The sequence below is a fragment of the Sphaerotilus sulfidivorans genome (assembly GCF_013426975.1).
Lineage (GTDB): Bacteria > Pseudomonadota > Gammaproteobacteria > Burkholderiales > Burkholderiaceae_C > Sphaerotilus > Sphaerotilus sulfidivorans.
The window spans coordinates 19,542-42,467 of record NZ_JACCPY010000014.1 but is presented as its reverse complement, the minus strand read 5'-3'; the positions used below and the strand labels follow the sequence as shown (position 1 = coordinate 42,467).

The 22,926-nt window shown below is 69.7% G+C and carries 27 protein-coding genes and 1 riboswitch; of the genes, 10 read left to right on the top strand and 17 right to left on the bottom strand.

Annotated features, from left to right (window positions below; all coding sequences use genetic code 11):
- Positions 1 to 15: 15 nt before the first annotated feature.
- Complete coding sequence (locus HZU84_RS10585) at positions 16 to 1,911, bottom strand: TonB-dependent receptor domain-containing protein (RefSeq protein WP_149504187.1); 1,896 nt, start codon at positions 1,909 to 1,911, stop codon at positions 16 to 18.
- A gap of 85 nt (positions 1,912 to 1,996) precedes the next feature.
- A riboswitch (cobalamin riboswitch) is annotated at positions 1,997 to 2,239 on the bottom strand.
- A 108-nt stretch (positions 2,240 to 2,347) separates the two neighbouring features.
- On the opposite strand from HZU84_RS10585, the gene HZU84_RS10580 reads away from it, so the two are divergent.
- The 3 genes from HZU84_RS10580 to HZU84_RS10570 all read left to right on the top strand — a co-directional run bounded on the left by HZU84_RS10580 (position 2,348) and on the right by HZU84_RS10570 (position 3,927).
- Positions 2,348 to 2,581, top strand: coding sequence for a cell division protein ZapB (locus tag HZU84_RS10580; protein WP_037483244.1), 234 nt, complete (start codon positions 2,348 to 2,350; stop codon positions 2,579 to 2,581).
- A gap of 2 nt (positions 2,582 to 2,583) precedes the next feature.
- The gene (locus HZU84_RS10575; RefSeq protein ID WP_149505299.1) at positions 2,584 to 2,916 is read left to right on the top strand and encodes a cell division protein ZapA; all 333 of its coding nucleotides are present in this window, start codon (positions 2,584 to 2,586) and stop codon (positions 2,914 to 2,916) included.
- A gap of 198 nt (positions 2,917 to 3,114) precedes the next feature.
- The gene (locus HZU84_RS10570) at positions 3,115 to 3,927 is read left to right on the top strand and encodes a sulfite exporter TauE/SafE family protein (protein ID WP_149504188.1); all 813 of its coding nucleotides are present in this window, start codon (positions 3,115 to 3,117) and stop codon (positions 3,925 to 3,927) included.
- Here the strand turns inward: HZU84_RS10570 and HZU84_RS10565 are convergent, their stop codons facing one another.
- The 3 genes from HZU84_RS10565 to HZU84_RS10555 form a co-directional block, all read right to left on the bottom strand.
- The gene (locus HZU84_RS10565) at positions 3,928 to 5,247 is read right to left on the bottom strand and encodes a methyl-accepting chemotaxis protein (RefSeq protein WP_149504189.1); all 1,320 of its coding nucleotides are present in this window, start codon (positions 5,245 to 5,247) and stop codon (positions 3,928 to 3,930) included.
- A gap of 61 nt (positions 5,248 to 5,308) precedes the next feature.
- Complete coding sequence (locus tag HZU84_RS10560; protein WP_149504190.1) at positions 5,309 to 7,366, bottom strand: chemotaxis protein CheA; 2,058 nt, start codon at positions 7,364 to 7,366, stop codon at positions 5,309 to 5,311.
- Positions 7,367 to 7,515: 149 nt separating this feature from the next.
- On the bottom strand, positions 7,516 to 7,878 hold the full coding sequence (locus tag HZU84_RS10555; protein ID WP_037483269.1) for a response regulator: 363 nt from the start codon (positions 7,876 to 7,878) through the stop codon (positions 7,516 to 7,518).
- Here HZU84_RS10555 and HZU84_RS20540 point away from each other — a divergent pair.
- From HZU84_RS20540 to HZU84_RS10535, 5 genes are read left to right on the top strand one after another with little or no spacing between them, the layout of a single operon-like run.
- A complete protein-coding gene (locus tag HZU84_RS20540; protein ID WP_256365853.1) occupies positions 7,877 to 8,011 on the top strand; it encodes a hypothetical protein in 135 nt (44 codons plus the stop codon). The two genes, HZU84_RS10555 and HZU84_RS20540, sit on opposite strands and share 2 nt — an antisense overlap.
- Before the next feature lie 17 nt (positions 8,012 to 8,028).
- Positions 8,029 to 9,186 (top strand): hybrid sensor histidine kinase/response regulator, encoded by a 1,158-nt coding sequence (locus HZU84_RS10550; RefSeq protein ID WP_149504191.1) that lies wholly within the window; start codon positions 8,029 to 8,031, stop codon positions 9,184 to 9,186.
- Complete coding sequence (locus tag HZU84_RS10545; RefSeq protein ID WP_149504192.1) at positions 9,183 to 9,812, top strand: response regulator; 630 nt, start codon at positions 9,183 to 9,185, stop codon at positions 9,810 to 9,812. Before HZU84_RS10550 ends, HZU84_RS10545 begins: the two co-directional genes overlap by 4 nt.
- A 36-nt stretch (positions 9,813 to 9,848) precedes the next feature.
- Entirely contained in the window at positions 9,849 to 10,097 is a 249-nt protein-coding gene (locus HZU84_RS10540) for a hypothetical protein (protein ID WP_149504193.1), read from the top strand.
- A complete protein-coding gene (locus HZU84_RS10535; RefSeq protein ID WP_149504194.1) occupies positions 10,094 to 10,444 on the top strand; it encodes a hypothetical protein in 351 nt (116 codons plus the stop codon). The genes HZU84_RS10540 and HZU84_RS10535 overlap by 4 nt, the downstream gene beginning before the upstream one ends.
- Positions 10,445 to 10,457: 13 nt before the next feature.
- Here the strand turns inward: HZU84_RS10535 and hisF are convergent, their stop codons facing one another.
- The 12 genes from hisF to HZU84_RS10475 all read right to left on the bottom strand — a co-directional run bounded on the left by hisF (position 10,458) and on the right by HZU84_RS10475 (position 20,395).
- Positions 10,458 to 11,237, bottom strand: a complete 780-nt coding sequence (gene hisF, locus HZU84_RS10530) for an imidazole glycerol phosphate synthase subunit HisF (protein ID WP_149504195.1) — start codon at positions 11,235 to 11,237, stop codon at positions 10,458 to 10,460.
- Positions 11,238 to 11,262: 25 nt separating this feature from the next.
- A complete protein-coding gene (locus tag HZU84_RS10525; protein WP_149504196.1) occupies positions 11,263 to 11,712 on the bottom strand; it encodes a nucleotidyltransferase substrate binding protein in 450 nt (149 codons plus the stop codon).
- Between the two features lie 11 nt (positions 11,713 to 11,723).
- Positions 11,724 to 12,473 (bottom strand): 1-(5-phosphoribosyl)-5-[(5-phosphoribosylamino)methylideneamino]imidazole-4-carboxamide isomerase, encoded by a 750-nt coding sequence (hisA, locus tag HZU84_RS10520; RefSeq protein ID WP_149504197.1) that lies wholly within the window; start codon positions 12,471 to 12,473, stop codon positions 11,724 to 11,726.
- Positions 12,474 to 12,539: 66 nt separating this feature from the next.
- Positions 12,540 to 13,202, bottom strand: coding sequence for an imidazole glycerol phosphate synthase subunit HisH (hisH, locus tag HZU84_RS10515; protein WP_149504198.1), 663 nt, complete (start codon positions 13,200 to 13,202; stop codon positions 12,540 to 12,542).
- Between the two features lies 1 nt (position 13,203).
- A complete protein-coding gene (gene hisB / locus HZU84_RS10510; RefSeq protein ID WP_149504199.1) occupies positions 13,204 to 13,827 on the bottom strand; it encodes an imidazoleglycerol-phosphate dehydratase HisB in 624 nt (207 codons plus the stop codon).
- A 15-nt stretch (positions 13,828 to 13,842) separates the two neighbouring features.
- A complete protein-coding gene (hisC, locus tag HZU84_RS10505) occupies positions 13,843 to 14,946 on the bottom strand; it encodes a histidinol-phosphate transaminase (protein ID WP_149504200.1) in 1,104 nt (367 codons plus the stop codon).
- A 14-nt stretch (positions 14,947 to 14,960) separates the two neighbouring features.
- The gene (gene hisD, locus HZU84_RS10500) at positions 14,961 to 16,283 is read right to left on the bottom strand and encodes a histidinol dehydrogenase (RefSeq protein ID WP_149504201.1); all 1,323 of its coding nucleotides are present in this window, start codon (positions 16,281 to 16,283) and stop codon (positions 14,961 to 14,963) included.
- A 31-nt stretch (positions 16,284 to 16,314) separates the two neighbouring features.
- A complete protein-coding gene (gene hisG, locus HZU84_RS10495; protein ID WP_149504202.1) occupies positions 16,315 to 16,965 on the bottom strand; it encodes an ATP phosphoribosyltransferase in 651 nt (216 codons plus the stop codon).
- Positions 16,962 to 18,230, bottom strand: coding sequence for a UDP-N-acetylglucosamine 1-carboxyvinyltransferase (murA, locus tag HZU84_RS10490; RefSeq protein WP_149504203.1), 1,269 nt, complete (start codon positions 18,228 to 18,230; stop codon positions 16,962 to 16,964). The genes hisG and murA overlap by 4 nt, the downstream gene beginning before the upstream one ends.
- 127 nt (positions 18,231 to 18,357) lie before the next feature.
- The gene (locus HZU84_RS10485) at positions 18,358 to 18,639 is read right to left on the bottom strand and encodes a BolA family protein (RefSeq protein ID WP_149504204.1); all 282 of its coding nucleotides are present in this window, start codon (positions 18,637 to 18,639) and stop codon (positions 18,358 to 18,360) included.
- 68 nt (positions 18,640 to 18,707) lie between these two features.
- On the bottom strand, positions 18,708 to 19,487 hold the full coding sequence (locus HZU84_RS10480) for an ABC transporter permease (RefSeq protein WP_149504205.1): 780 nt from the start codon (positions 19,485 to 19,487) through the stop codon (positions 18,708 to 18,710).
- Complete coding sequence (locus HZU84_RS10475; RefSeq protein ID WP_149504206.1) at positions 19,484 to 20,395, bottom strand: ABC transporter ATP-binding protein; 912 nt, start codon at positions 20,393 to 20,395, stop codon at positions 19,484 to 19,486. Before HZU84_RS10475 ends, HZU84_RS10480 begins: the two co-directional genes overlap by 4 nt.
- A gap of 108 nt (positions 20,396 to 20,503) precedes the next feature.
- Here HZU84_RS10475 and yghU point away from each other — a divergent pair, with 108 nt between their 5' ends.
- Both yghU and HZU84_RS10465 read left to right on the top strand, forming a co-directional pair.
- Positions 20,504 to 21,367 carry a glutathione-dependent disulfide-bond oxidoreductase gene (gene yghU, locus HZU84_RS10470; protein WP_149504207.1) on the top strand — a complete coding sequence of 288 codons (864 nt, stop codon included), beginning with the start codon at positions 20,504 to 20,506 and terminating at the stop codon, positions 21,365 to 21,367.
- Positions 21,368 to 21,483: 116 nt separating this feature from the next.
- Positions 21,484 to 22,140, top strand: a complete 657-nt coding sequence (locus tag HZU84_RS10465; protein WP_149504208.1) for a TetR/AcrR family transcriptional regulator — start codon at positions 21,484 to 21,486, stop codon at positions 22,138 to 22,140.
- 98 nt (positions 22,141 to 22,238) lie between these two features.
- Here HZU84_RS10465 and lysM read toward each other — a convergent pair whose 3' ends face one another.
- The gene (gene lysM / locus HZU84_RS10460; RefSeq protein WP_149504209.1) at positions 22,239 to 22,748 is read right to left on the bottom strand and encodes a peptidoglycan-binding protein LysM; all 510 of its coding nucleotides are present in this window, start codon (positions 22,746 to 22,748) and stop codon (positions 22,239 to 22,241) included.
- Between the last annotated feature and the right edge of the window lie 178 nt (positions 22,749 to 22,926).

The window sequence follows — 22,926 nt, the reverse complement described above, 5'->3', positions numbered from 1 at the left end:
GATCATCGCTCAGGCTCAGCGCGGGCTGTAACGCAGCGTGAGATGCAGCTCGCGGCCCGGCTGGTTGTAGCCCCAGGCGGTCTCGTACTGGCGGTCGAACAGATTGTTCAGCCGCGCCCCCAGCGACCAGTCGCGCTGGAACTGCCACTGCGCGTTCAGGTCGGCCACCGCGTAGCCGGCCAGGCGGCGGGTGTTGGCCGCATCGTCGTAGCGGTGACCGCGCGCCTGCAGGCCGGCACCAACGCTCCACGCCCCCAGATCGACATCGGCCGACAGCCGGGCCTGGTTGCGTGCGCGGCGCGGCAGCAGCTTGTCGTGGTTGGCGCTGCCCTCGGTGGCGTTGCGCGGGTCCAGATGGTCATAGGCGGCACCGACCCGCACCGGGCCGAGGCGGCCGTCATAGGCCAGCGTCACGCCACGGCTCTCGACATAGGGCAGATTGGTCGGGTTGGCGCCCTGGGTGATGTAGCCGCGCACCCGGTTGCCGAACAGCGTCGCGCTGACGCTCTGCTCGCCCAGGGTGTAGCGCAGGCCCAGCTCGGCATGGCGGCCTTCCTCGGGCGCCAGCGCCGGGTTGCCATAGGACGGCCAGTAGAGCTGGTTGAAGCTCGGCGCGACAAAGCTGGTGCCGAGCTGGGCGCTCAGGCGCAGCGCATCGCTCAGCGCCAGGCCGTAGCCGAGGTTGCCGGTGGTCTGGTCGCCGTACTGCGAGTTGCGGTCATGGCGCACGCCGGCCTGCACGGTGTGCGCACCCAGCACCGCGCGGTAGCCCAGCGCGCCGCTGCGCACGGTGCGCTCGGTCACCTCGTAGTTGCCACCCGGCTTGCTGACCTTCTGCTTCAGATGCTCGGCCACCACCAGCAGCGAGCCGACCGGCAGCACGAAGGTGTTGTCCCAGCTCAGCTGCTGCTGCACGGTGGCGATGGTGCCCAGATCGGTCCAGGGCGAGGCCGAGGCGAGCGTCTCGTAGTCGTTGGCGCTGCGGGCGATGCGCAGCACCGTCGACCAGCCCTTGACCACCTCGCCGCTGGCATCGACCGAGGCGACCTGGGTGCGCAGGCCGGCCCGCGAATCGGCGCCCGGGCCGTCATCGAAGCCGGTGCGCGATTCCGACTGCAGCAGCCGGGCATTGAGCTGCCAGCCCTGCGGCAGGCGCAGGCCGAGCTGGGCGCTGCCGGCGTTCTGGTTGAAGCCGTCCGGATCCGGGTTGTGGCTGCCGAACAGCACCCGCTCGTTGGTCGACGAGAAGCCGCGGTTCTCGGTGTGAATCAGCTGGACCGCGCCGTTCCAGAGGCCGTCGTCGAAGCTCAGACCGGCACTGCCCTGGGCATGGCGCTTGCTGCCGACGGTCAGCGCACCGTTGCCGCGCAGGCCCTGGCCCGGCTGGGCGCGGCGGGTGAAGACCTGCACCACGCCGCCGACCGCATCGCTGCCGTACAGGCTGGAGAGCGGGCCACGCACGATCTCGATGCGCTCGATGTCGCCCAGCGGCAGGTTGTCGAAGTCGGCCTGGCCGAGCGTCGCCGAACCGTAGCGCACGCCATCGACCAGCAGCAGCACATGACGCGCCTCCATGCCGCGCATGAAGATCGAGCTGGACTTGCCCAGACCGCCATTGGAGGTGAGCTGGATGCCCGGCTGCTGCGCCAGCACCTCGGCCAGCGTGCGGCCGGACTGGAGCGCCAGATCCTCGGCGGTCAGCACCGTCACGTCGGCGATGCTGCGGTCGGCCTGGATCGGGCTGCGGGTGGAGGTCACCACCACCGCGGGCAGCGAGGCCGCCGCGGTGGCCACGGCCGGGGCGGACTGGGCGGCAGCGCCCAGCGGCAGGCACAGCATCAGCGCTGCGGCGGCAGCAGTGGCGCGCAGGCGCGTTTCGGGCAGACGGCTGCCGACGGAGAGCTTGGACATGATGGAACGGTGTCAGGATCGTGCATGCCAGCGTCCCCGCAGGCCTCGCACCTCATGGCCTGCCGGCGCCGCGACCGGCGCGACATCGACAGACCCCCTGTTGGCCGGTATCCGGGCTGACGGACGAACCCGCTGCGACCCTTCCCGGCATCGCCTGGATGCCAGTGGTTCATGTGCGCAGGGGCAGAGAGCCGCCGAGGCTCTCGTCCGCTTACCGTTGCGGGGGCAGCACAGGTTGGGCCGACCCGGCGGGTCTTGACCTTCCTGTTTCCCGTTTAACCCACCGACCAGATCCGGTCAGGCGAGCACCAACAGCGTGAATTGTAAACATTGCGGCGGTGCACCACTACAATCGGACCCTTCCGGCGCCCTCGCCTGTGGCGTTCGCGCCAACACGATGCAGCGGCACCGACCGCCCCGACAGCACAGCAGCGCAATGTCCACACTCGAAGACCTCGCCGACCGGATAGAACGGCTGATCCTTCGCCACGAAGAGCTCAAGCGCGCCAATGCCCAGCTCGAGCAGCAGCTCACCGCGGTCGCGGCCGAGCGGGACAACCTGCGCTCGCGCTATGCGGCCGCGCGCAACCGCATCGACGCGCTGCTCGAGCGGCTGCCCGCCGGCGATGTCGACACCCATGAACGCGGCGCCTCGGGAGGCGGGGTATGAGCATGAAGCAGATGGAAGTCAGCATCATGGGCCAGATCTATCTGCTGGCCTGCCCGGAAGGGGGGGACGCGGTGCTGGCCGAGGCGGTGACCCGGGTCGACCGCGAGATGTGCGCGATCCGCGATGCCGGCCGGGTCAAGGCGCGCGAGCGCATCGCGGTGCTGGCGGCGCTGAACATCGCCTACGCGCTGAGCGAGCTGCGCCACTCGGGCGGCACCCCGATGCCGCTGCCGCCCCCGCCGCCACCCGCGCCACCGCCGATCACCATCGATGTCGACGGCCTGGTGCGGCGCATCGAGGCCAGCCTCGGCGCCGAGGGAATGAAGCTAGAATGACACCCGTCCGTCGCGTCCGCGGGGGTTTTATATTTCCTTGAACCGATGCTCTCGCGAGCCCGGGCCTGGAACATTGTCCGGCTGGTGCGATCGTCTCGCGTCAGATGAACCCGAAGCCGGACTGACCTCGCCCACCTGAATCCCCTGGGTTCAGGAATGCGGCCCTCGGTTCGCGATGGACACCTCCCCTCCACCACGATGAACCTCGACCTGATGCTGGTCGCCCAGCTGCTCGTTCTCGGCAGCTGCACCGGTTTTCTCGCCGGCCTGCTGGGCATCGGCGGCGGCATGCTGATCGTGCCCTTCATGACGCTGATCCTGTCCGCCCGCGGCGTGGAGTCGGCGCTGGCGGTCAAGATGGCGATCGCCACCTCGATGGCCACCATCGTCTTCACCTCGATCTCGAGCGTGCGCGCCCACCACCGACGCGGCGCGGTGCGCTGGGATCTGGTGCGGCGCATCGCGCCGGGCATCGTGATCGGCGGACTGATCGCCGGTGCAGGCGCTTTTGCCGCGCTGCGCGGCACGACGCTGGCGCTGGTGTTTGCGGTCTTCGTTGCCTTCTCGGCGACGCAGATGCTGCGCAACCGTCAGCCGGCACCGTCGCGGCAGATGCCCGGCACCGCGGGCAGCCTGGGTGCAGGCACGCTGATCGGCTTCATGTCCGGACTGGTGGGGGCCGGCGGCGGCTTCATCTCGGTGCCCTTCATGACCTGGTGCAATGTCGCGATGCACCACGCGGTGGCGACCTCGGCCGCGCTGGGCCTGCCGATCGCGCTGGCCAACACCGTCGGCTACCTGATCGGCGGCTGGTCGATGCCGGCACCCCTGCCGGGAGCGCTGGGCTGGCTGTGGCTGCCGGGCCTCGGGCTGATCGCCTGCGCCAGCGTGCTGACCGCGCCGCTGGGTGCACGGGCCGCCCATGCGCTGCAGGTCGCGCAGCTCAAGCGCGCCTTCGCGCTGGTGCTCTACCTGCTGGCGCTCTACATGGGCGGGAAGGCGCTGGGCTGATCAGAAGGATTCCCACTGCTCGGTCGAGCCGGTCTCGGCCACCGGCGCGGGGGCCGGCGCGGCCTTGCGCTCGGCGGCGGGCGGCGGGGGCGGTGCCGGCCGGCTGACCGGCGCCGACACAGGCGTCGCTGCGGTGCGGGCCACCGGTGCTGCAGCGGCACGCGCAGCCGACTTCGGCTTCGGTGCCGGCGACACGGACGGCACCCGGCTGCCACTGCTGCCACCGCCCGTTCCCAGCTGGAAGCTCTTGACGCCGGCCGCCAGCGTCGCGGCCTGACGGCGCAGGCTGTCGGCGGCCGCCGCGCTCTCCTCGACCAGCGCGGCGTTCTGCTGCGTCATCTGGTCGAGCTGGCTGACCGCGGCGCTGACCCGGCCCAGCTCGGTGCTCTGCTCGCTGGTCGAGGCGGTGATCTCGCTGATCAGGTCGCTGACACGCTGCACGCCGCTGACGATGTCGCTCATCGCCCGGCCGGCGTCATGGACCAGATGCGTGCCGGCACCGACCTTGTCGACGCTGGCCCCGATCAGGGTCTTGATCTCCTTGGCCGCATGGGCGCTGCGCTGCGCCAGGTTGCGCACTTCGCCAGCCACCACCGCGAAGCCTCGGCCCTGCTCGCCGGCCCGGGCGGCCTCCACCGCCGCGTTCAGCGCCAGGATGTTGGTCTGGAAGGCGATACCGTCGATCACGCCGATGATCTCGGCGATCTTGCGGCTGGAGGCGCTGATCTCCTCCATGTTGCTGACGACCTGGGTCATCACGTCGCCACCGCGCTGGGCGGCGCTGGAGGCCTGGCCGGCCAGCTCGTTGGCGAGCTGGGCCGAATCGGCGGTCTGGCGCACCGTCTCGCTGAGCTGCTCCATCGAGCTGGAGGTCTGCTGCAGCGAGCCGGCGGTCTGCTCGGTGCGCATCGACAGCTCCTGGTTGCCGGCCGCGATCTGCGTGCTGGCGGTGCCGACCGCCTCGGTCGATTCGCGGATGCTGCCGACGATCGCACCGACCGCATCCTGCATGCGCAGCAGCGCGCGCAGCAGCTGCGCGGCCTCGTCCTCGCCGCGGACCTCCAGGCGGGTGCCCAGATCGCCCTGGGTGATCGCGTCGGTCAGCTGCTGGGCGCGGGCGATCGGCGCGACGATCGAGGCCGAATTGACCAGCGTCAGCGGCACGACGACTGCCAGCATCGCCGCCATCGTGCCAAGAATCAGCATGCGGTCGGCGCCGCTCCAGACCATCGCGCCGATGACGGCGAACAGCCCCACCAGCATGGCCACCGCCGCGGCCATGCGCAGTCGGATGGTGAAATTCCAGAACATGTCCTGCATCGCGTGCGCTCCCGGGATTGGTCTGTCGCGTGTCGTGTCGTGAAGGGGCCGGGGCGGCGCGTCAGCGCGCCTGCACCAGCGTGGCGATGTCGAGGATCAGCGCGACCCGGCCGTTGCCGAGAATCGTCGCGCCCGAGACATGCGGGATGCGCTTGTAGTGGGTCTCGAGGTTCTTCACCACCACCTGCTGCTGGCCGATCAGCTCGTCGACGATCAGCGCCGCGCGCGACCCCTCGGACTCGACGATGACCATGATCGGCTGGGCCGGCGGCTCGTCGCGCCAGACGCCGAAGTGCCCGGCCAGGTCGACCACCGGCAGGTATTCCTCGCGCACCTTGGCGACGCGGTGGTTGTTGCCCAGCGAGCGGATGCGGTCCGGCCCGATCAGGTCGCTCTCGACCACCGAACCCAGCGGCAGGATGTAGACCTCGTCGCCGACGGCCACGCTCATGCCGTCCATGATCGCCAGCGTCAGCGGCAGGCGCACCTTGACGCTCATGCCGCAGCCCGGCGCCGACTCGATGTCGACCCGCCCGCCCAGACCGAGAATGTTCTTCTTCACCACATCCATGCCGACACCGCGGCCGGACACGTCGGTGACCTGCTCGGCAGTCGAGAAGCCCGGCTCGAAGATCAGGTTCCAGACCTGGGTGTCGGTCATCGAGTCGGAGGCCTGCAGGCCGCGCTCGATCGCCTTGGAGATCAGCTTCTCGCGCGACAGGCCCTTGCCGTCGTCGCGCACCTCGATCACCACCGAGCCGCCCTGGTGCCAGGCCGACAGCGTGATCGTGCCCACCGCCGGCTTGCCGGCCTGCACCCGCGCCTGCGGCAGCTCGATGCCGTGGTCGCAGGAGTTGCGCACCAGGTGGGTCAGCGGGTCGGTGATCTTCTCGATCAGGCCCTTGTCGAGCTCGGTGGCCTCGCCGTGCGTGACCAGCTCGACCTGCTTGCCCAGCTTGCCCGAGAGATCACGCAGCATGCGCGGGAAGCGGCTGAAGACCGCCGACATCGGGATCATGCGGATCGACATCACCGCGTCCTGCAGGTCGCGCGAGTTGCGCTCCATCAGGTTGATCGCGCTGACCAGCGACTGGTGCACCACCGGGTCGAGCGAGCGGCTGCCCTGGATCAGCATCGCCTGGGTGATGACCAGCTCGCCGACCAGGTTGATCAGCTGGTCGACCTTCTCGACCGAGACGCGCAGCGTCGCCGCATCCGGTGCGGCCGGCGCGCGGTTGCCGCCCTTGGCCCCGTTCGCCGGGGCAGCGGCAGCCGGCGGTGCGGCCGGTGCCGGCGCGCCGGCCGGTGGCGGCTCGGGCGCGGCAGAGGGCACGCCGGGATTGCCTTCGTAGAAGCCGAAGCCGGGGCCGGATTCCATCAGATGGACCAGCTTGCGATCGACATGGAAGCTGAACAGGTCGAGCAGATCGTTGTCGGTGCAGCTGGTGATGACGGTGAAGCGGCGCATGCCGTCGACCGGCTCGCCGAAGTCCAGCGGCTTCATCTCGCCGATGCCGGGAATCTCCTCGAAGAGCTCGTGCAGATGGCTGGCCGTCTGCGGCAGCTCGAGCGGTCCGATGCGGACCTCGAGCTCGCGGGTGCCGGCCGGCCTGGGCGCAGCAGCCGCCGCGGCCGCCGCAGGGGCCGCCACCGGTGCCGGTGCAGGGGCCGCGCTGGCCGCCGCGTCCAGGCTGGCCAGACGGCGGATGTCGGCGACCAGGCCGCTGGTCTCGGGCGCCTCGTCGGTCAGGCCCTGCTGGAAGGACAGCAGACCCCACAGCGCGTCGCCGCCGCGCAGCAGCACATCGACCATCGGCGGCGTCGGTGCCAGCTCGTGGCGGCGCAGCCGGTCGAGCAGCGTCTCCATCTCGTGCGCCAGCGTGGCCACCGCGGTGAAGCCGAAGGTGGCCGCGCCGCCCTTGATCGAGTGCGCGACCCGGAAGATCGCGTTGAGCGTCTCGTCGTCGACCGCGGCCGGATCGAGCGCGAGCAGCAGCTGTTCCATGCTCTGCAGGTTCTCCGCCGCCTCCTCGAAGAAGGTCTGGTGGAACTGCTGCAGGTCGAGGCCACCGTCGCTGGAACGCGAAGAGGCAGAGCCTTGGGAGAGTCGATCGGCCATGGTGTCGGGGCTTCCTCAGTGAGTGCGCTCGGTGCGGACTCGGTGCGGGCGGCGGAAATCGTCGAACAGGTCCGCAGCCGCGTGACGTGGAGCGCAGCAGACAAGCTGCGGCACCAGGCGCCACGAACGGTGCAGGATCGGGAGGCAGGTCAGCGGATGACCATGCGGATGACCTCAAGCAGCTTCATCGAGTCGAAGGGCTTGACCAGCCAGCCGGTGGCGCCGGCCTCCTTGCCGGCCTTCTTCATGTCGTCGCCCGACTCGGTGGTCAGGATCAGGATCGGCGTGCTCCGGTACTGGGACGTCTCGCGCAGCTTGCGCGTCAGCGAGGTTCCGTCCATGCGCGGCATGTTCTGGTCGGTCAGCACCAGATCGAACTGCTGGCGGCCGGCCTTTTCCCAGGCGTCGGCTCCGTCGACCGCCTCCACGACCTGATAGCCAGCGCTCTTGAGCGTGAACTGGACCATCTGGCGCATGGAGGGGGAATCGTCGACAGCGAGAATGGATGGCATGAATCTCTCCGGCAGCGGCTGGGCGCTGTTGATGGACACTGAACGGGTGTCGATTGCATCAATTTTTCTCAATCGCGCCTGTCACCGGTGCCGGGATCACGCCTCAAAATCCGGCTCAGTTCCTGACATGTGAAAAAGCGTTGCCCGCCCATGCCCCGTACCCCCCAGCTGCGCCGCCTGCGCCTGCTCCATCTGGAAGATTCGGAGCTGGATCACCAGCTGGTGCTGGCACACCTGCGCCGCGGCGGCATCGAGCCGTCGATGCAGCGCATCGACACCGAGGGCGCCTTCCTGGCCGCGCTGGATCAGCGCTGGGACGCGGTGATCTCCGACTACAACCTGCCGGGCTTTTCCGGCCTGGTGGCGCTGGAGCTGCTGCGCGAGCGTGATGCGCTGCTGCCCTTCATCCTGGTCTCCGGGGAGATCGGCGAGGACACCGCGGTCGAGGCGATGCGCAACGGCGCCTCCGACTACCTGCTCAAGAGCAACCTGATCCGGCTGGTGCCAGCGCTGCTGCATGCGGTCGAGGTCTGCGAGGGCCTGCGCGCGCGCAAGCGCAGCGACGAGGAGCTGGCCCGCTCGCGCAAGCGCCTGTCGGAGCTGGCGCAGCATCTGCAGACCTCGATCGAGATGGAGCGCGCCGCCATCGCGCGCGAGATCCACGACGACGTCGGCGGCTCGCTGACCGCAGTCAAGTTCGATCTGGCCTGGCTGACGCGTCACGCGCCCAACGGCCCGATGGCCGAGCGCGCGCAGCAGGCGCTGGAGACGGTCAACCACGCGATCGAGGCCAGCCAGCGCATCATGCACAACCTGCGCCCGGCCATTCTCGAGCAGGGCCTGGTGGCGGCGCTGCAGTGGATGACGCAGCGCTTCGAGCGCCGCAACGGCATCATGACCGCCTTCCGCACCAGCCATGACCATCTGCGCCTGCCCCCGGGCGTGCCGCTGGTGGCCTATCGCACCGCGCAGGAGGCGCTGACCAACATCTCCAAGCACGCCCGCGCCACCCGGGTGCAGGTCGACCTGACGGTGGCCGCCGGCGTGCTGTCGCTGGAGATCAGCGACAACGGCCGCGGCCTGTCGAACCAGGACCTCGGCAAGGAGCGCTCCTTCGGCATCCGCGGCCTGCACGAGCGCGCCGACACCGTCGGCGGCTGGATCGACCTGAGCAGCTCGCCCACCGGCACGACGCTGATCCTGTCGGTGCCGCTCGACGTGGTCGGCACCAGCTCGCGGCCCGGCGACACCGACATCGATCTGCCCCTGGGCAGCCCTCACGATCCATCCACCTGGGGAGCGCTATGACCCGCGTCATCCTGTGCGACGACCACGCGCTGATCCGCCGTGGCATCCGCGACACGCTGGCCGAGCAGCCCGACATGCAGATCGTCGGCGAGGCCGGCGAATACGGCGAGCTGCGCACGCTGCTGCGCAGCACCTCCTGCGACGTGCTGGTGCTCGACATCAGCATGCCCGGGCGCAGCGGCCTGGACGTGCTGCATGTGCTCAAGGACGAGGGCTCGCCGATCCGGGTGCTGATCGTCTCGATGTACCCGGAGGACCAGTACGCGCTGCGCGCGCTGCGCGCCGGCGCCTACGGCTATGTCAACAAGGGCGCCGACCCGGCGCAGATCGTCGCCGCCGTGCGCATGGTCGCGCAGGGACGCAAGTACATCACCGCCGAGATGGCGCAGATGCTGGTCGAGAGCCTGACCACGCCCGCGCCCGAGGCGCCGCACGAGAAGCTCTCCGACCGCGAGCTGCAGACGCTGACGATGATCGCCTCGGGCAAGCGCCTCTCGGACATCGCCGACGAGCTGTCACTGAGCCCCAAGACCGTCAGCGTCTACCGCGCCCGGGTGCTGGAGAAGCTGGGCATGGCCAACAACTCCGAGCTGACGGTCTACGCGATCCGCAACGGGTTGGTATGACATGGGACAATCCGCCGACGCCAAGAGGAAACTGCCATGACCACACCGCATGTTCTTGATGAAGCCGGAATGCAGTCGATGGAAGCCCGCATCCCCGAACTGGCCGAGATGGCGGTGCACCGCGCCTACCTTCAAGCCCTGACCACATCAGGCCGGGTCGTTGAAGCCATCGACGGACAGCTGGTCGAAACGCTGGTCACGGGCCAGCACCGCGTGCTGCGGCAGCTGGCGCCCCCGATCCCGGTCCAGCGCGGCATGCGCCTGACCCGCCGAACAGCACGATGAGTCAACCCATCCCGCGCCTGCGGGTGTTCGCTGGCCCGAACGGCTCGGGCAAAAGCACCATCAAGGATTCGTTGCTGCCTCAGTGGCTCGGTGTCTACGTCAACGCCGATGACATCGAGAAGGCCATCCGCACCCAGGTCATCAGCCGCTACCACCGCTCGCTGGAATTGCTGCCGGCGGCTGTAGAGCAGTCCAGCCGTGCGTACGTGTTCGACAACTCGAACCATGCACGAACCTGGATCGCGGAAATCACGGACGGCGACGACATGGAGCTGCAGACCGACCAGATGCCGCACTGGTTCAGGACTGCACTCTGGGATCCGTTCGCCGGCACGACCGACACCTGACCCCCAAACAGCGTCAGAGCCGCACCGGAATCCCGCGCGCCGCCATCAGCGCCTTGGCCTCGCCCACGGTGTGCTCGCCGTAGTGGAAGATGCTGGCTGCCAGCACCGCATCCGCCCCACCCTGCTGCACGCCATCGGCCAGGTGGTCGAGGTTGCCCACGCCGCCCGAGGCGATCACCGGCACCGACACCGCATCGCTCACCGCACGGGTCAGGTCGAGGTCGAAGCCGATCTTGGTGCCGTCGCGGTCCATGCTGGTCAGCAGGATCTCGCCGGCGCCCATCTGCGCCATCTGCGCCGCCCACGCCACCGCGTCGATGTGCATGTTCTTGCGCCCGCCGTGGGTGTAGACGTCCCAGCCCGGGCCCTTGGCGGCGAGGTCCTCGCCCACCCGGCGCTTGGCGTCGATCGCCACGACGATGCACTGCGAGCCGTACTTGTCGCTGGCCTCGCGGATCACCTGCGGATTGGCCACCGCCGCCGAGTTGAAGCTGACCTTGTCGGCGCCGGCGTTGAGCAGCCGGCGCACATCGGCCACCGTGCGCACGCCCCCGCCCACCGTCAGCGGGATGAAGACCTGCGAGGCCACCGCCTCGATGATGTGCAGGATCAGGTCACGGCCGTCGCTGGTGGCGGTGATGTCGAGGAAGGTCAGCTCGTCGGCGCCCTGGTCGTTGTAGCGCGCGGCGATGTCGACCGGGTCGCCCGCATCGCGTAGGCCGACGAAGTTGACGCCCTTGACGACACGACCGCCGGTCACGTCCAGGCAGGGAATGATGCGTTTGGCGAGCATGGAGGGGGCTTGATTTGAAAAACGATTAGATGCCGGAAGAATCGAGACGCGCTTCGACCTGAACCAGTTGCTGCATCCGGTCGGCGAACCGGCCCAAAAGACTGGCGTAGCGCATACAGACAGCCATGGCGATCTGCTCGGCAATCTCACAGTCGAATGTGTGCGAGGACTGGTTGCGGCTGACGATCATCTCCATCCAGCCTTCGAGGTCCTCGATCAGCTGCATCGCGAAGGCGGCCCGGGTGGCGTCGCGCGAGCCCATGATCTCGGTCTGCCCCTGGTAGGCGACGTAGTCCTTCATGACATTCCAGGACAGCTCGTGCGTGAACTCGAAGGCCTGGATCAGCCCCTGCTGCTCCAGCTCGCTGAGCGCACGCTCCCGGCTCAGCGCCACCGCCGACTGCAGCTGCCGCAGCGCCCGGACATAGTTGTCCAGTCGCAGCTGCCAGCGCGGCGGCGTCGCCTCGGTGCTCATGGCGCCCGGAATCAGCCCGCCACGCCGCCCAGCGCGTCGGCGCGGGCCTGGCCGGCGGCGAAGTCGAGGTCGCCGGTGTAGATCGAGCGGCCGCAGATGACGCCCTCGACGCCTTCCTTCTCGACCGCGCACAGCGCCTCGATGTCCTGGATGTTGGACAGGCCGCCGGAGGCGATCACCGGGATCTTCAGCGCCTGCGCCAGGCGCACGGTCGCCTCGATGTTGATGCCCGAGAGCATGCCGTCGCGACCGATGTCGGTGTAGATGATGCTCTCGACGCCGTAGTCCTCGAACTTCTTCGCCAGATCGACCACCTCGTGGCCGGTCAGCTTGCTCCAGCCGTCGGTGGCGACCTTGCCGTCCTTGGCATCCAGGCCGACGATGATGTGGCCGGGGAAGGCGGCGCAGGCGTCGCGCAGCAGGCCGGGGTTCTTGACCGCGGCGGTGCCGATGATGACGTAGCTGATGCCGGCGTCCAGGTAGCGCTCGATGGTGTCGAGGTCGCGGATGCCGCCGCCGAGCTGCACCGGGATGCGGCCGCCCACCTCGGCCAGGATGGACTTGATCGCGCCGGCGTTGACCGGCTTGCCGGCGAAGGCGCCGTTCAGGTCGACCAGGTGCAGGCGGCGGCCGCCGGCGTCGAGCCAGCGCCGCGCGATGACGGACGGATCGTCCCCGAAGGTGGTGGAGTCGTTCATGTCGCCCTGTTTGAGGCGGACACACTTGCCGTCTTTGAGATCGATCGCCGGAATCAGCAGCATGGCTGGAAACGCAGAGGTTGCGGTTGAATGAGGAAGGGAGGCGCGGGAGTTGCCGGTCGGCGCCGCTCAGGGCTTCCAGGACAGGAAGTTGCGGTAGAGCGCCAGGCCGTGGTCGGCGCTCTTCTCCGGGTGGAACTGGGTCGCGAAAATGTTATCCCGGGCCACCGCGCAGGTAAAGGCGTCGCCGTAGTCGGTCTCGCCGGCGGCGTGGCGCGCGTCGGCCGGGCAGGCATGGTAGCTGTGCACGAAGTAGAACCAGGCACCGTCGGGCACGCCGGCCCAGACCGGATGGACCGCGCCGTCATGCGCCAGCTGGCGCACCCGGTTCCAGCCCATCTGCGGCACCTTGAAGCGGCTGCCGTCGGGCTGCAGGCGGCCGTCCAGGCGGAAGCGGATGACGCGTCCGGGAATCAGCCCCAGGCCCGGCGTGTCCTGCTCCTCCGAGTGGTCGAGCAGCATCTGCATCCCGACGCACACGCCCATCAGCGGCTTGGTCGCGGCGGCTTCGAGCACGGCGTCCTTCAGGCCCGAGTCGTGCAGCTCGCGCATGCAGTCGCGCATCGCGCCCTGGCCGGGCAGCACCACCCGCTCGGCGGCCCGCACCTCCTCGGGGCGCGAGGTGACGACCACCTCCAGCCCGGAGCCCTGCGCGACGTGCATCACCGCCTGCGACACCGAGCGCAGGTTGCCCATGCCGTAATCGACGACGGCGACAGTTCGTTGGCTCATGTCAGAGGCATCCCTTGGTCGACGGAATCACGCCGGCCGAGCGCGGATCGGGCGTGATCGCCATGCGGATCGCGCGGCCGAAGGCCTTGAAGATCGTCTCGCACTGGTGGTGCGCGTTGTGGCCCTTCAGGTTGTCGACATGCAGGCTGACCAGCGCATGGTTGACGAAGCCCTGGAAGAACTCGAACACCAGCTGCGTGTCGAGCGCGCCGATCATGCCGGCGGTGAACTTCACGTCCATCGCCAGGCCCGGACGGCCCGAGAAGTCGACCACCACCCGCGAGAGCGCCTCGTCCAGCGGCACGTAGGCGTGGCCGTAGCGGGTCAGGCCCTTCTTGTCGCCGACCGCGCGGGCCACCGCCATGCCCAGCGTGATGCCGACGTCTTCCACCGTGTGGTGGCCGTCGATGTGCAGGTCGCCGTCGGCCTCGATCTCCAGGTCGATCATGCCGTGACGGGCGATCTGGTCGAGCATGTGGTCGAAGAAGCCGATGCCGGTCTTCAGGACCGACTTGCCGCTGCCGTCGAGGTTGACGCGCACGCGGATCTTGGTCTCGTTGGTGTCGCGGCGGATCTCGGCGATGCGGTCCGCGCCGGCGGCCGGGGTCAGGGTGTCAGTGCTCATGGAGGGGCTCGGGTCTCAGAGCGACGCGCGCAGCGCGGCGATCATGCGGTCGTTCTCGTCGGGCGTGCCGACGGTCAGGCGCAGGCAGTTGGCCAGGAGCGGATGCAGCGCGGCGACATGCTTGATCAGCACGCCCTGGCGCTTCATGCCCTCGAAGGCGGCCTTCGAATCGGCGACCCGCACCAGGATCATGTTGGCCTCGCTCGGCCAGGCCTTCACGCCCGGCATCTCGCGCAGCGCCGCCTGCAGCCGCTCGCGCTCCTGGCGCAGCAGGGCGGCCTGGGCGGCGTACTCGTCGGCATGCTCGAGCGCAAACAGCGCCGCCTCGGCGTTGAGCACGCTGACGTTGTAGGGCGGGCGCACCTTGTCGATCTCGCCGATCAGCGCGGCAGGTCCCACCATGTAGCCCAGGCGCACGCCGGCCAGGCCGAACTTGCTCAGCGTGCGCATCACCAGCACATGGTCGAACTCGCCGGCGCGTGCCATCCACGAGCGCGACGCGAAGGGCTGGTAGGCCTCGTCGAACACGACCAGGCCGTTCTGGCGGCCGACCGCGGCGACGATGCGCTCGATCACCGCGTCGTCGAACAGGTTGGCGGTCGGGTTGTTCGGGTAGGCGATGTAGGTGATGGCCGGGCGGTGCAGCTCGATGGCCTCGAGCATCGCGGTCTCGTCCAGCTCGAAATCGGGCGTCAGCGGCACGCCGACGAACTCCAGCCCCTGCAGCTGCGCCGACATCGCGTACATCACGAAGCCGGGCACCGGCGCCAGGATGGTCGCGCCGGGGCGGTCGCAGGCCATCGCCAGGAGCGAGATCAGCTCGTCCGAGCCGTTGCCCAGCATCAGCGCGCAGCCCTCGGGCAGCCCGACATGCGCGGCCAGCGCGGCCTTCAGCGTGTCGATGCGCTCGCCGGGATAGCGGTTGATCGCCACTGCACCCAGGCGCCGGCCCAGCTCGGCCTGCAGCTCGGGCGGCAGCGGGAAGGGATTTTCCATCGCGTCGAGCTTGATGAAGCCGGCGCTGGGCTGCACCGCGTAGGCGTGCATGCCCTGCACATCGTTGCGCAGGATGGTCTGCAGGCGCTCGGGGAGCAGCGCGGCGGAAGAGGAAGCAGTCATCTCGGAACTCCGGTTCATTCAGCGCGCTTCAGGCGGAACTCGGCGGCCTGCGCATGCGCCTGCAGGCCCTCGCCATAGGCCAGCTCGGCGGCGATGGGGCCGAGCTGCTGCGCGCCGGCCTCGCTCACCTCGATCAGGCTGGAGCGCTTCTGGAAGTCGTAGACGCCCAGCGGCGAGCTGAAGCGTGCGGTGCCGGAGGTCGGCAGCACATGGTTCGGGCCGGCGCAGTAGTCGCCCAGGGACTCGCTGGTGTAGGCGCCGAGGAAGATCGCGCCGGCGTGGCGCAGCAGCGGCTCCCAGCGGTGCGGCTCGGCCGAGCTGACCTCGAGGTGCTCGGGCGCGATGCGGTTGCTGATCGCGCAGGCCTCTTCCATGTCGCGGGTCAGGATCAGCGCGCCGCGGCCCTCCAGCGAAGCGCGGATGACGTCGCGGCGCGGCATGCCGTCGATCAGGCGGTCGATCGACGCCTGCACCTGGGCGATGTAGCCGGCGTCCGGGCACAGCAGGATGCTCTGCGCCAGCTCGTCGTGCTCGGCCTGGCTGAAGAGGTCCATCGCCACCCAGTCCGGCGGCGTCGTGCCGTCGGCCAGCACCAGGATCTCGGAGGGGCCGGCGATCATATCGATGCCGACCTGGCCGAAGACGCGGCGCTTGGCGCTGGCCACATAGGCGTTGCCCGGGCCGGTGATCTTGTCGACGCGCGGCACGGTGGCGGTGCCGTGCGCCAGCGCGCCCACCGCCTGCGCGCCGCCGATCGTGAAGGCGCGGCTCACACCGGCCACGTAGGCGGCGGCCAGCACCAGCGCGTTCTTCTCGCCGCGCGGCGTCGGCACGACCATGACGATGTCGGACACGCCAGCCACATGGGCGGGAATCGCGTTCATCAGCACCGACGACGGATAGGCCGCCTTGCCGCCGGGCACGTAGATGCCGACGCGGTCCAGCGGCGTGACCTTCTGGCCCAGCAGCGTGCCGTCCTCGTCGCGGTAGGACCAGCTCAGGCCGCAGGCCTGCAGCTGGCGCTCGTGGTAGGCGCGCACGCGCTTCGCGGCCGACTCCAGCGCGCTGCGCTGCGCCGGCGTGATGGCGTCGAAGGCGCGCTGCAGCTCCTCGCGGGTCAGCTCGAGCGCGGCGACCGAGGGCGCCTCCAGCGCGTCGAAGCGCGCGGTGTACTCGAGCACCGCCGCGTCGCCGCGGGTGCGCACGTCCTCGAGGATCGCGGCGACGCGCTCCTCGATCGCATGGTCCGTCTCCGCCGACCAGTGCAGCACGCGCTTGAACTCGGTCTCGAAATCGGCGCTGGTGGTGTTCAGGTGACGGACGGCGACGGGAGGCATGGCGGTTTCCGTGAGGGTGGAGCGAAGGGAATCAGTCTTTCGGTATCGCGGCGGCGAAGGCGTCGATCAGCGGACGCAGCCGGTCGCGCTTGAGCTTCAGCGCGGCCTGGTTCACCACCAGGCGCGAGGAGATCTCCATGAAGGGCTCGACCTCGACCAGCTGGTTGGCCTTGAGCGTCTTGCCGGTGGAGACCAGGTCGACGATCGCGTCGGCCAGACCCGTCAGCGGCGCCAGCTCCATCGAGCCGTAGAGCTTGATCAGGTCGACATGCACGCCCTTGTCGGCGAAGTGCTGGCGCGCGATGGTGGTGTACTTGGTGGCCACGCGGATGCGCGAGCCCTGGCGCACCGCGGCCTCGTAGTCGAAGCCCTCGCGCACCGCCACGCTCATGCGGCAGCGCGCGATCTTCAGGTCCAGCGGCTGGTACAGGCCCTCGCCGCCGTGCTCGATCAGCACGTCCTTGCCCGCCACGCCGAGGTCGGCGCCGCCATGCTCGACATAGGTCGGCACGTCCGTGGCACGCACCAGCACCACCTGCACGTCGGCACGGTTGGTCGGCAGGATGAGCTTGCGGGACTTCTCCGGGTCTTCGAGCACCTCGATGCCGGCGGCGGCCAGCAGCGGCAGCGTCTCCTCGAAGATGCGGCCCTTCGACAGCGCGAGCGTGATCATGTCGCTCATCCCGGAATCCTTTCGATGTCGGCGCCGATGGCGCGCAGTTTCACTTCCATCGCGTCATAGCCGCGGTCGAGGTGGTAGATGCGGTCGACGGTCGTCGCGCCTTCTGCGACCAGGCCGGCGATGACCAGGCTGGCCGAGGCGCGCAGATCGGTGGCCATCACGGTGGCGCCCGACAGCTTCGGGATGCCCTCGACGATGGCGGTGTGGCCGTCGACGGCGATGTGCGCCCCGAGCCGCACCAGCTCGTTGACGTGCATGAAGCGGTTCTCGAAGATCGTCTCGGTGACGCGTGCCACGCCCTCGGCGATGCAGTTCACCGCCATGAACTGCGCCTGCATGTCGGTCGGGAACAGCGGATGCTCGCTGGTGCGGAAGCTCACCGCCTTCGGACGCTGGCTGGCCGCGACGCGGATCCAGTCGGCGCCGTGCTCGATCGTCACGCCGGCCTCGCGCAGCTTGTCGATCACCGCGTCGAGGTGGCTGGCGTCGGCGCGGCGCAGCGTCACGTCGCCGCCGGTGGCCGCCACCGCGCACAGGAAGGTGCCGGTCTCGATGCGGTCCGGGATGATGCGGTGCGGTGCGGCCGGCGCATGCAGGCGCTCGACGCCGGTGATGCGCAGCCGGCTGGTGCCGCGGCCCTCGATCTGCGCGCCCATCGACACCAGCAGGTCGACCAGGTCGGTGATCTCGGGCTCCTGCGCGGCGTTCTCGAGAATCGTCTCGCCCTCGGCCAGCGTCGCGGCCATCAGCAGGTTCTCGGTGCCGGTGACCGTCACCATGTCGGTGGTGATGCGCGCGCCCTTCAGGCGGCGGGCGGTGGCGTGGATGTAGCCGTGCTCGACGCGGATCTCCGCGCCCATCGCGCGCAGGCCCTTGATGTGCTGGTCCACCGGGCGCGAGCCGATCGCGCAGCCGCCGGGCAGCGACACCCGCGCGATGCCGAAGCGCGCCAAGAGCGGCCCCAGCACCAGGATGGAGGCGCGCATCGTCTTGACCAGATCGTAGGTCGCCTCGGTCGAGGTGATGCTGGAGGCGTCGACGGTGACCACCGACGCGTCGGCCGGATCGCGCACCGAGCTGGCGCCGAGCTGCGCCAGCACCTTCAGCGTCGTCGAGACGTCCTTGAGCAGCGGCACATTGGCCAGCGTCACCGGCTCGGGCGTGAGCAGCGCGGCGCACAGCTCCGGCAGGGCGGCGTTCTTCGCGCCGGAAATCGTGACCTCACCCTGGAGGGTGCGGCCGCCGCGGATCAGGAGCTTGTCCATGGGCAGGCGTGGTGTGAGGGGGAGCGGAGAATGCGTCCGGCACAGCCCCGGGCGGGCGGACGACCAGAGGCCGGAAGCACCGGCCCGTCTGGCGCCCGCGCCGCGGCCTGCCGCCGCGCGCGGGCAATCAGTGATGCGGGTGGGAGGCGGTGCCGGCGCCCTGGCCGGCCTGGACGGCCCATTCGGCCGGGGTGAGCGTCTTCATCGACAGCGCGTGGATTTCCTCGCGCATGCGCTCGCCCAGGGCCTTGTAGACCAGCTGGTGGCGTGCGACACGCAGCTTGCCCTCGAAGCTCGCCGAGACGATCGTCGCGAAGAAATGCCGGCCGTCGCCCTCGACATCGAGGTGCTCGCAGGGGAGGCCCGCAGCGATGTAGTCGCGGACCTGGGCGGGGGTGGGATCAGCCATGATGGGTCGGATTGTAGCGGCAGCGTGAAAAAGGAGCGCTTCGGCCTGGATGCGGCAGCCGTTCGGCTTCAGTGCCGCAGCTTGTAGCCGCTGGCCAGCAGCCTCAGCGCGATCGCCGAGACCACCGCGAAGCTGGTTCCCACCACCGCCAGGCTGGTCCAGGGCGACACGTCGCTCACCCCGAAGAAGCCGTGCCGGAAGCCGTCGATCATGTAGAAGAACGGGTTGAGGTGGCTCACCTGCTGCCAGATGCCGGGCAGCGAGTGCACCGAGTAGAAGACGCCCGAGAGAAAGGTCATCGGCATGATGATGAAGTTCTGGAAGGCGGCGAGCTGATCGAACTTCTCCGCCCACAGCCCGGCGATCAGGCCGAGCGTGCCCAGCATGCCCGCGCCCAGCAGCGCGAAGACCAGCACCCACAGCGGCTCGGCCAGGCGCAGATGCGCGAAGCCGGCGGTCACCGCCAGCACGCCCGCGCCCACCACCAGCCCGCGCACCACCGAGGCGCCCGCATAGGCCACGAACCAGGCCCAGTGGCTCAGCGGCGCCACCAGCAGGAAGACCAGGTTGCCGGTGATCTTGCTCTGGATCAGGCTGGACGAGCTGTTGGCGAAGGCGTTCTGCAGCACGCTCATCATCACCAGACCCGGCACCAGGAAGCTGGTATAGCTGACCGCCTCGTAGACCTTCACATGGTCCTCGAGCACATGGCCGAAGATCAGCAGGTAGAGCAGCGCGGTGAGCACCGGCGCGGCCACCGTCTGGAAGCTGACCTTCCAGAAGCGCAGCACCTCCTTGCGGAACAGCGTGCCGGCCCCGGCGAAACGCGAACTGGCGACGGCGCTCATGCCCGGCCTCCCTGCATGATCTCCAGGAACACATCCTCGAGGTCGGCGCGGCCGATCTCGAGGTCCTCCACCCGCACGCCGGCGGCGCGCAGCCGCGCCAGCAACTGCTCGACATCGGCGGCGTCGCGCGCCTTGACCTGGGCGATGCGGCCGGTGATGCGCGCCTGCGCGGCCAGATCGGCCGGCAGCGCGTCGTCGGTCTTGAAGCGCAGCATCGTGCTGGAGGCCGCGCCCAGCAGCGCGCTGGTGCGGTCGAGCGCGACGATGCGACCCTGCTTGAGCATCGCGATGCGCCCGCACAGCGCCTCGGCCTCCTCCAGGTAGTGCGTCGTCAGCAGCACGGTGTGGCCCTCGCGGTTGAGCCGGGCGACGAACTGCCACAGCGTCTGGCGCAGCTCGACGTCGACGCCGGCGGTCGGCTCGTCGAGCACGATCACCGGCGGGCGGTGAACCAGCGCCTGCGCCACCAGCACCCGACGCTTCATGCCGCCCGACAGCTGGCGCATGTTGGCGCCGGCCTTGTCGGCCAGGCCCAGGCCCTCGAGCAGCTCGTCGATCCAGGCGTCGTTGCCCTTCACGCCGAAATAGCCGCTCTGGATCCTCAGCGTCTCGCGCACAGAGAAGAAGGGATCGAACACCAGCTCCTGCGGCACGATGCCCAGCGACCTGCGCGCCGCGGCGTAGTCGGCCACCACCTCATGGCCCATCACCTCGACCCGGCCGGAGGTGGCGCGCGCCAGCCCCGCCAGGATGCTGATCAGCGTGGTCTTGCCCGCGCCGTTGGGCCCGAGCAGCCCGAAGAACTCGCCCTGCGCGATGTCGAGGCTGACGCCGTCGAGCGCCTGCAGCGGTCCGCGCGGGGTCTGGAAGGTCTTGCCGACCTGCTGGAAGGAGATTGCGGGGGTCATCGGGCAGGGATTGTAGGCAGCCGCCCCTGGTCCTGCAGGCGCGGCGCGCTTCCCGTAGAGTGGCCGGACGCCCTGCCCCACCCCCGACCGATCCTGTCGACACCTGCCATGACCTCCACCTCCTCCGACACGCCCTGGACCCCGCCCGCCATCTGGACCTGGAACACCGCCAGCGGCGGCAAGTTCGCCAGCATCAACCGGCCGGTGGCCGGCGCCACGCACGAGCGGGCGCTGCCGGTCGGGCGCCATCCGCTGCAGCTCTACTCGCTGGGCACGCCCAATGGCGTGAAGGTCACGGTGATGCTGGAGGAGCTGCTCGCGCTGGGCCATGCCGGCGCGGAATACGACGCCTGGCTGGTGAAGATCGGCGACGGCGAGCAGTTCGGCAGCGGCTTCGTCGAGGTCAATCCGAACTCGAAGATCCCGGCGCTGGTCGACCGCAGCGGCCCCGAGCCGATCCGGGTCTTCGAGTCCGGCGCGATCCTGGTGCATCTGGCCGAGAAGTTCGGCGCCTTGCTGCCCGCCGCGCCGGCCGCGCGCGCCGAATGCCTGTCGTGGCTGTTCTGGCAGATGGGCAGCGCGCCCTTCGTCGGCGGCGGCTTCGGGCATTTCTATGCCTACGCGCCGGAAAAGCTCGAGTACCCGATCAACCGCTACGCGATGGAGACCAAGCGCCAGCTCGATGTGCTCGACCGGCTGCTGGCCACCCGGCGCCACATCGCCGGCGACGACTACACGGTGGCCGACATCGCGATCTGGCCCTGGTACGGGCAGATGGCGCAGGGCCTGCTCTACGGCGCGGGCGAGTTCCTGCAGGTCGAGCAGTACACGCATCTGCGCCGCTGGGCCGACGAGGTGGGCGCACGGCCCGCGGTGCAGCGCGGCCGGCGGGTCAACCGCACCTTCGGCGATCCGGCAGACCAGTGCCCGGAACGCCACGACGCCTCCGACCTGGACCGCCCGGGCCCGTGATCCCCGAGCGGCGCGACCACGCGGCCGCTGCGGGCACGCGCCATGCAGAGGCAAACCCGGGGCAATCAGGCACCAGCGCGGTGCTAGATTGGCGCCCGGAGACTCTGCACGACACCATGACCGACCGCGCCAAGAAGGCCCCCCGGCGCACCGCCGAGCGCATCCTCGACCACACGCTGGCGCTGTTCAACCGCTACGGCGAGCCCAATGTCTCGACCAACGCGCTCGCGGCCGAGCTGGGCATCAGCCCCGGCAACCTGTACTACCACTACCCGGCCAAGGAGGCGCTGGTCAATGCGCTGGTCGGCCGCTACGAGCAGGCGCTGGCCGGGGCGCTGGACGCCGCCGGCCCGGCCGACGATGCCGAGGGCGCCTGGCTGCTGGTGCCGGCGCTGCTGCGCCTGGCCTGGGACTACCGCTTCATCTTCCGCGATCTCAACGACCTGCTGACCCGCAACCGCCAGCTCGAGACCCGCTGCCAGGCGGCGCTGGCGCTGCAGCAGGCTGCGGTGCGCGAGCGGGTCGCGCGGCTGTGCATTCTCGACGGCGCGCCGATCGGGCCGGAAGATGCCGATGCGCTGGCCACCTCGATCATCGTGCTGCTGACCTACTGGCTGAGCTACGAATATGTGCGCGACCCGCGCCGCGCGCTCGAGCCCGACAACGCCGAGGCCGCGGTGCGGCGCGGCACCCGGCAGGCGATGGCGCTGCTGTGGCCCTACCTGAGCGCGGAGCGCCGGCTGCAGCTGCGGCCGGGCAGTCGGGATGGCTAGCGTGAGTCATGTGCGTCAAGTCCAGCGCCACGCCATCCCGGGCGACTGGCCGCGCTGGGTGGTGCCGCGCGGCCGAACACGCCCGGCACCGACCGCGCTCAGGCGGGAATGCGCAGCACCTGGCCCGGATAGATCTTGTCCGGGTGGCCCAGCATCGGCTTGTTGGCCTCGAAGATCTTCATGTAGGCATTGGCGTTGCCGTACATCGCCTTGGCGATGCCCGACAGCGTGTCGCCGCGCACGACGGTGTGCCAGCGCGACTCGTCGGCCGGCTCGGTCACGGTCAGCATGTCGTTGACGCCGGTCACGCCGGCGACATTGCCGCAGCACAGCAGCACCTTTTCCTTGGTGGCCTGGTCGGGCGCGCAGCCGCTGACGGTGGCCTGGCAGGTCGTGCCGTCGAAGGCGACCTGCAGCCCGTCGACCTTCAGGCCCTGGGTGTCGATGTACTTCTCGATCGCGCGGGCGGCGTTCTCGTTCGCGGCGGCCAGGCGGGCCTGCGCGGCGGCCGGATCCGGAGCGGTGGCGACCTCGGCGGCGGCCTTCTCGGGATCGTCCTTGCCGAACAGCTTCTCGCCGGCTTCCTTGATGAAACTCATCAGTCCCATGGTCTCTTTTCCTTCAGGTCGAAGTGTCACCGGCACCAGGCTGCCCGGGCCGGAGGGGGGGATGCCCGGGCAGGTTAGTCGGTGGCCGGTGACATTGCAATCGTGACGAAGTTCACTGGGAACCGCACTGGACCTCGGTATGGGGCACGGAACCCTGCGCTTCAGGGACCGTTCAGGA

Coding starts and splice junctions, on each gene's coding strand:
- HZU84_RS10585 (WP_149504187.1), bottom strand. CDS start 1,911: ATGTCCAAGCTCTCCGTCGGCAGCCGTCTGCCCGAAACGCGCCTGCGC.
- HZU84_RS10580 (WP_037483244.1), top strand. CDS start 2,348: ATGTCCACACTCGAAGACCTCGCCGACCGGATAGAACGGCTGATCCTT.
- HZU84_RS10575 (WP_149505299.1), top strand. CDS start 2,584: ATGAAGCAGATGGAAGTCAGCATCATGGGCCAGATCTATCTGCTGGCC.
- HZU84_RS10570 (WP_149504188.1), top strand. CDS start 3,115: ATGAACCTCGACCTGATGCTGGTCGCCCAGCTGCTCGTTCTCGGCAGC.
- HZU84_RS10565 (WP_149504189.1), bottom strand. CDS start 5,247: ATGCAGGACATGTTCTGGAATTTCACCATCCGACTGCGCATGGCCGCG.
- HZU84_RS10560 (WP_149504190.1), bottom strand. CDS start 7,366: ATGGCCGATCGACTCTCCCAAGGCTCTGCCTCTTCGCGTTCCAGCGAC.
- HZU84_RS20540 (WP_256365853.1), top strand. CDS start 7,877: ATGAATCTCTCCGGCAGCGGCTGGGCGCTGTTGATGGACACTGAACGG.
- HZU84_RS10555 (WP_037483269.1), bottom strand. CDS start 7,878: ATGCCATCCATTCTCGCTGTCGACGATTCCCCCTCCATGCGCCAGATG.
- HZU84_RS10550 (WP_149504191.1), top strand. CDS start 8,029: ATGCCCCGTACCCCCCAGCTGCGCCGCCTGCGCCTGCTCCATCTGGAA.
- HZU84_RS10545 (WP_149504192.1), top strand. CDS start 9,183: ATGACCCGCGTCATCCTGTGCGACGACCACGCGCTGATCCGCCGTGGC.
- HZU84_RS10540 (WP_149504193.1), top strand. CDS start 9,849: ATGACCACACCGCATGTTCTTGATGAAGCCGGAATGCAGTCGATGGAA.
- HZU84_RS10535 (WP_149504194.1), top strand. CDS start 10,094: ATGAGTCAACCCATCCCGCGCCTGCGGGTGTTCGCTGGCCCGAACGGC.
- hisF (WP_149504195.1), bottom strand. CDS start 11,237: ATGCTCGCCAAACGCATCATTCCCTGCCTGGACGTGACCGGCGGTCGT.
- HZU84_RS10525 (WP_149504196.1), bottom strand. CDS start 11,712: ATGAGCACCGAGGCGACGCCGCCGCGCTGGCAGCTGCGACTGGACAAC.
- hisA (WP_149504197.1), bottom strand. CDS start 12,473: ATGCTGCTGATTCCGGCGATCGATCTCAAAGACGGCAAGTGTGTCCGC.
- hisH (WP_149504198.1), bottom strand. CDS start 13,202: ATGAGCCAACGAACTGTCGCCGTCGTCGATTACGGCATGGGCAACCTG.
- hisB (WP_149504199.1), bottom strand. CDS start 13,827: ATGAGCACTGACACCCTGACCCCGGCCGCCGGCGCGGACCGCATCGCC.
- hisC (WP_149504200.1), bottom strand. CDS start 14,946: ATGACTGCTTCCTCTTCCGCCGCGCTGCTCCCCGAGCGCCTGCAGACC.
- hisD (WP_149504201.1), bottom strand. CDS start 16,283: ATGCCTCCCGTCGCCGTCCGTCACCTGAACACCACCAGCGCCGATTTC.
- hisG (WP_149504202.1), bottom strand. CDS start 16,965: ATGAGCGACATGATCACGCTCGCGCTGTCGAAGGGCCGCATCTTCGAG.
- murA (WP_149504203.1), bottom strand. CDS start 18,230: ATGGACAAGCTCCTGATCCGCGGCGGCCGCACCCTCCAGGGTGAGGTC.
- HZU84_RS10485 (WP_149504204.1), bottom strand. CDS start 18,639: ATGGCTGATCCCACCCCCGCCCAGGTCCGCGACTACATCGCTGCGGGC.
- HZU84_RS10480 (WP_149504205.1), bottom strand. CDS start 19,487: ATGAGCGCCGTCGCCAGTTCGCGTTTCGCCGGGGCCGGCACGCTGTTC.
- HZU84_RS10475 (WP_149504206.1), bottom strand. CDS start 20,395: ATGACCCCCGCAATCTCCTTCCAGCAGGTCGGCAAGACCTTCCAGACC.
- yghU (WP_149504207.1), top strand. CDS start 20,504: ATGACCTCCACCTCCTCCGACACGCCCTGGACCCCGCCCGCCATCTGG.
- HZU84_RS10465 (WP_149504208.1), top strand. CDS start 21,484: ATGACCGACCGCGCCAAGAAGGCCCCCCGGCGCACCGCCGAGCGCATC.
- lysM (WP_149504209.1), bottom strand. CDS start 22,748: ATGGGACTGATGAGTTTCATCAAGGAAGCCGGCGAGAAGCTGTTCGGC.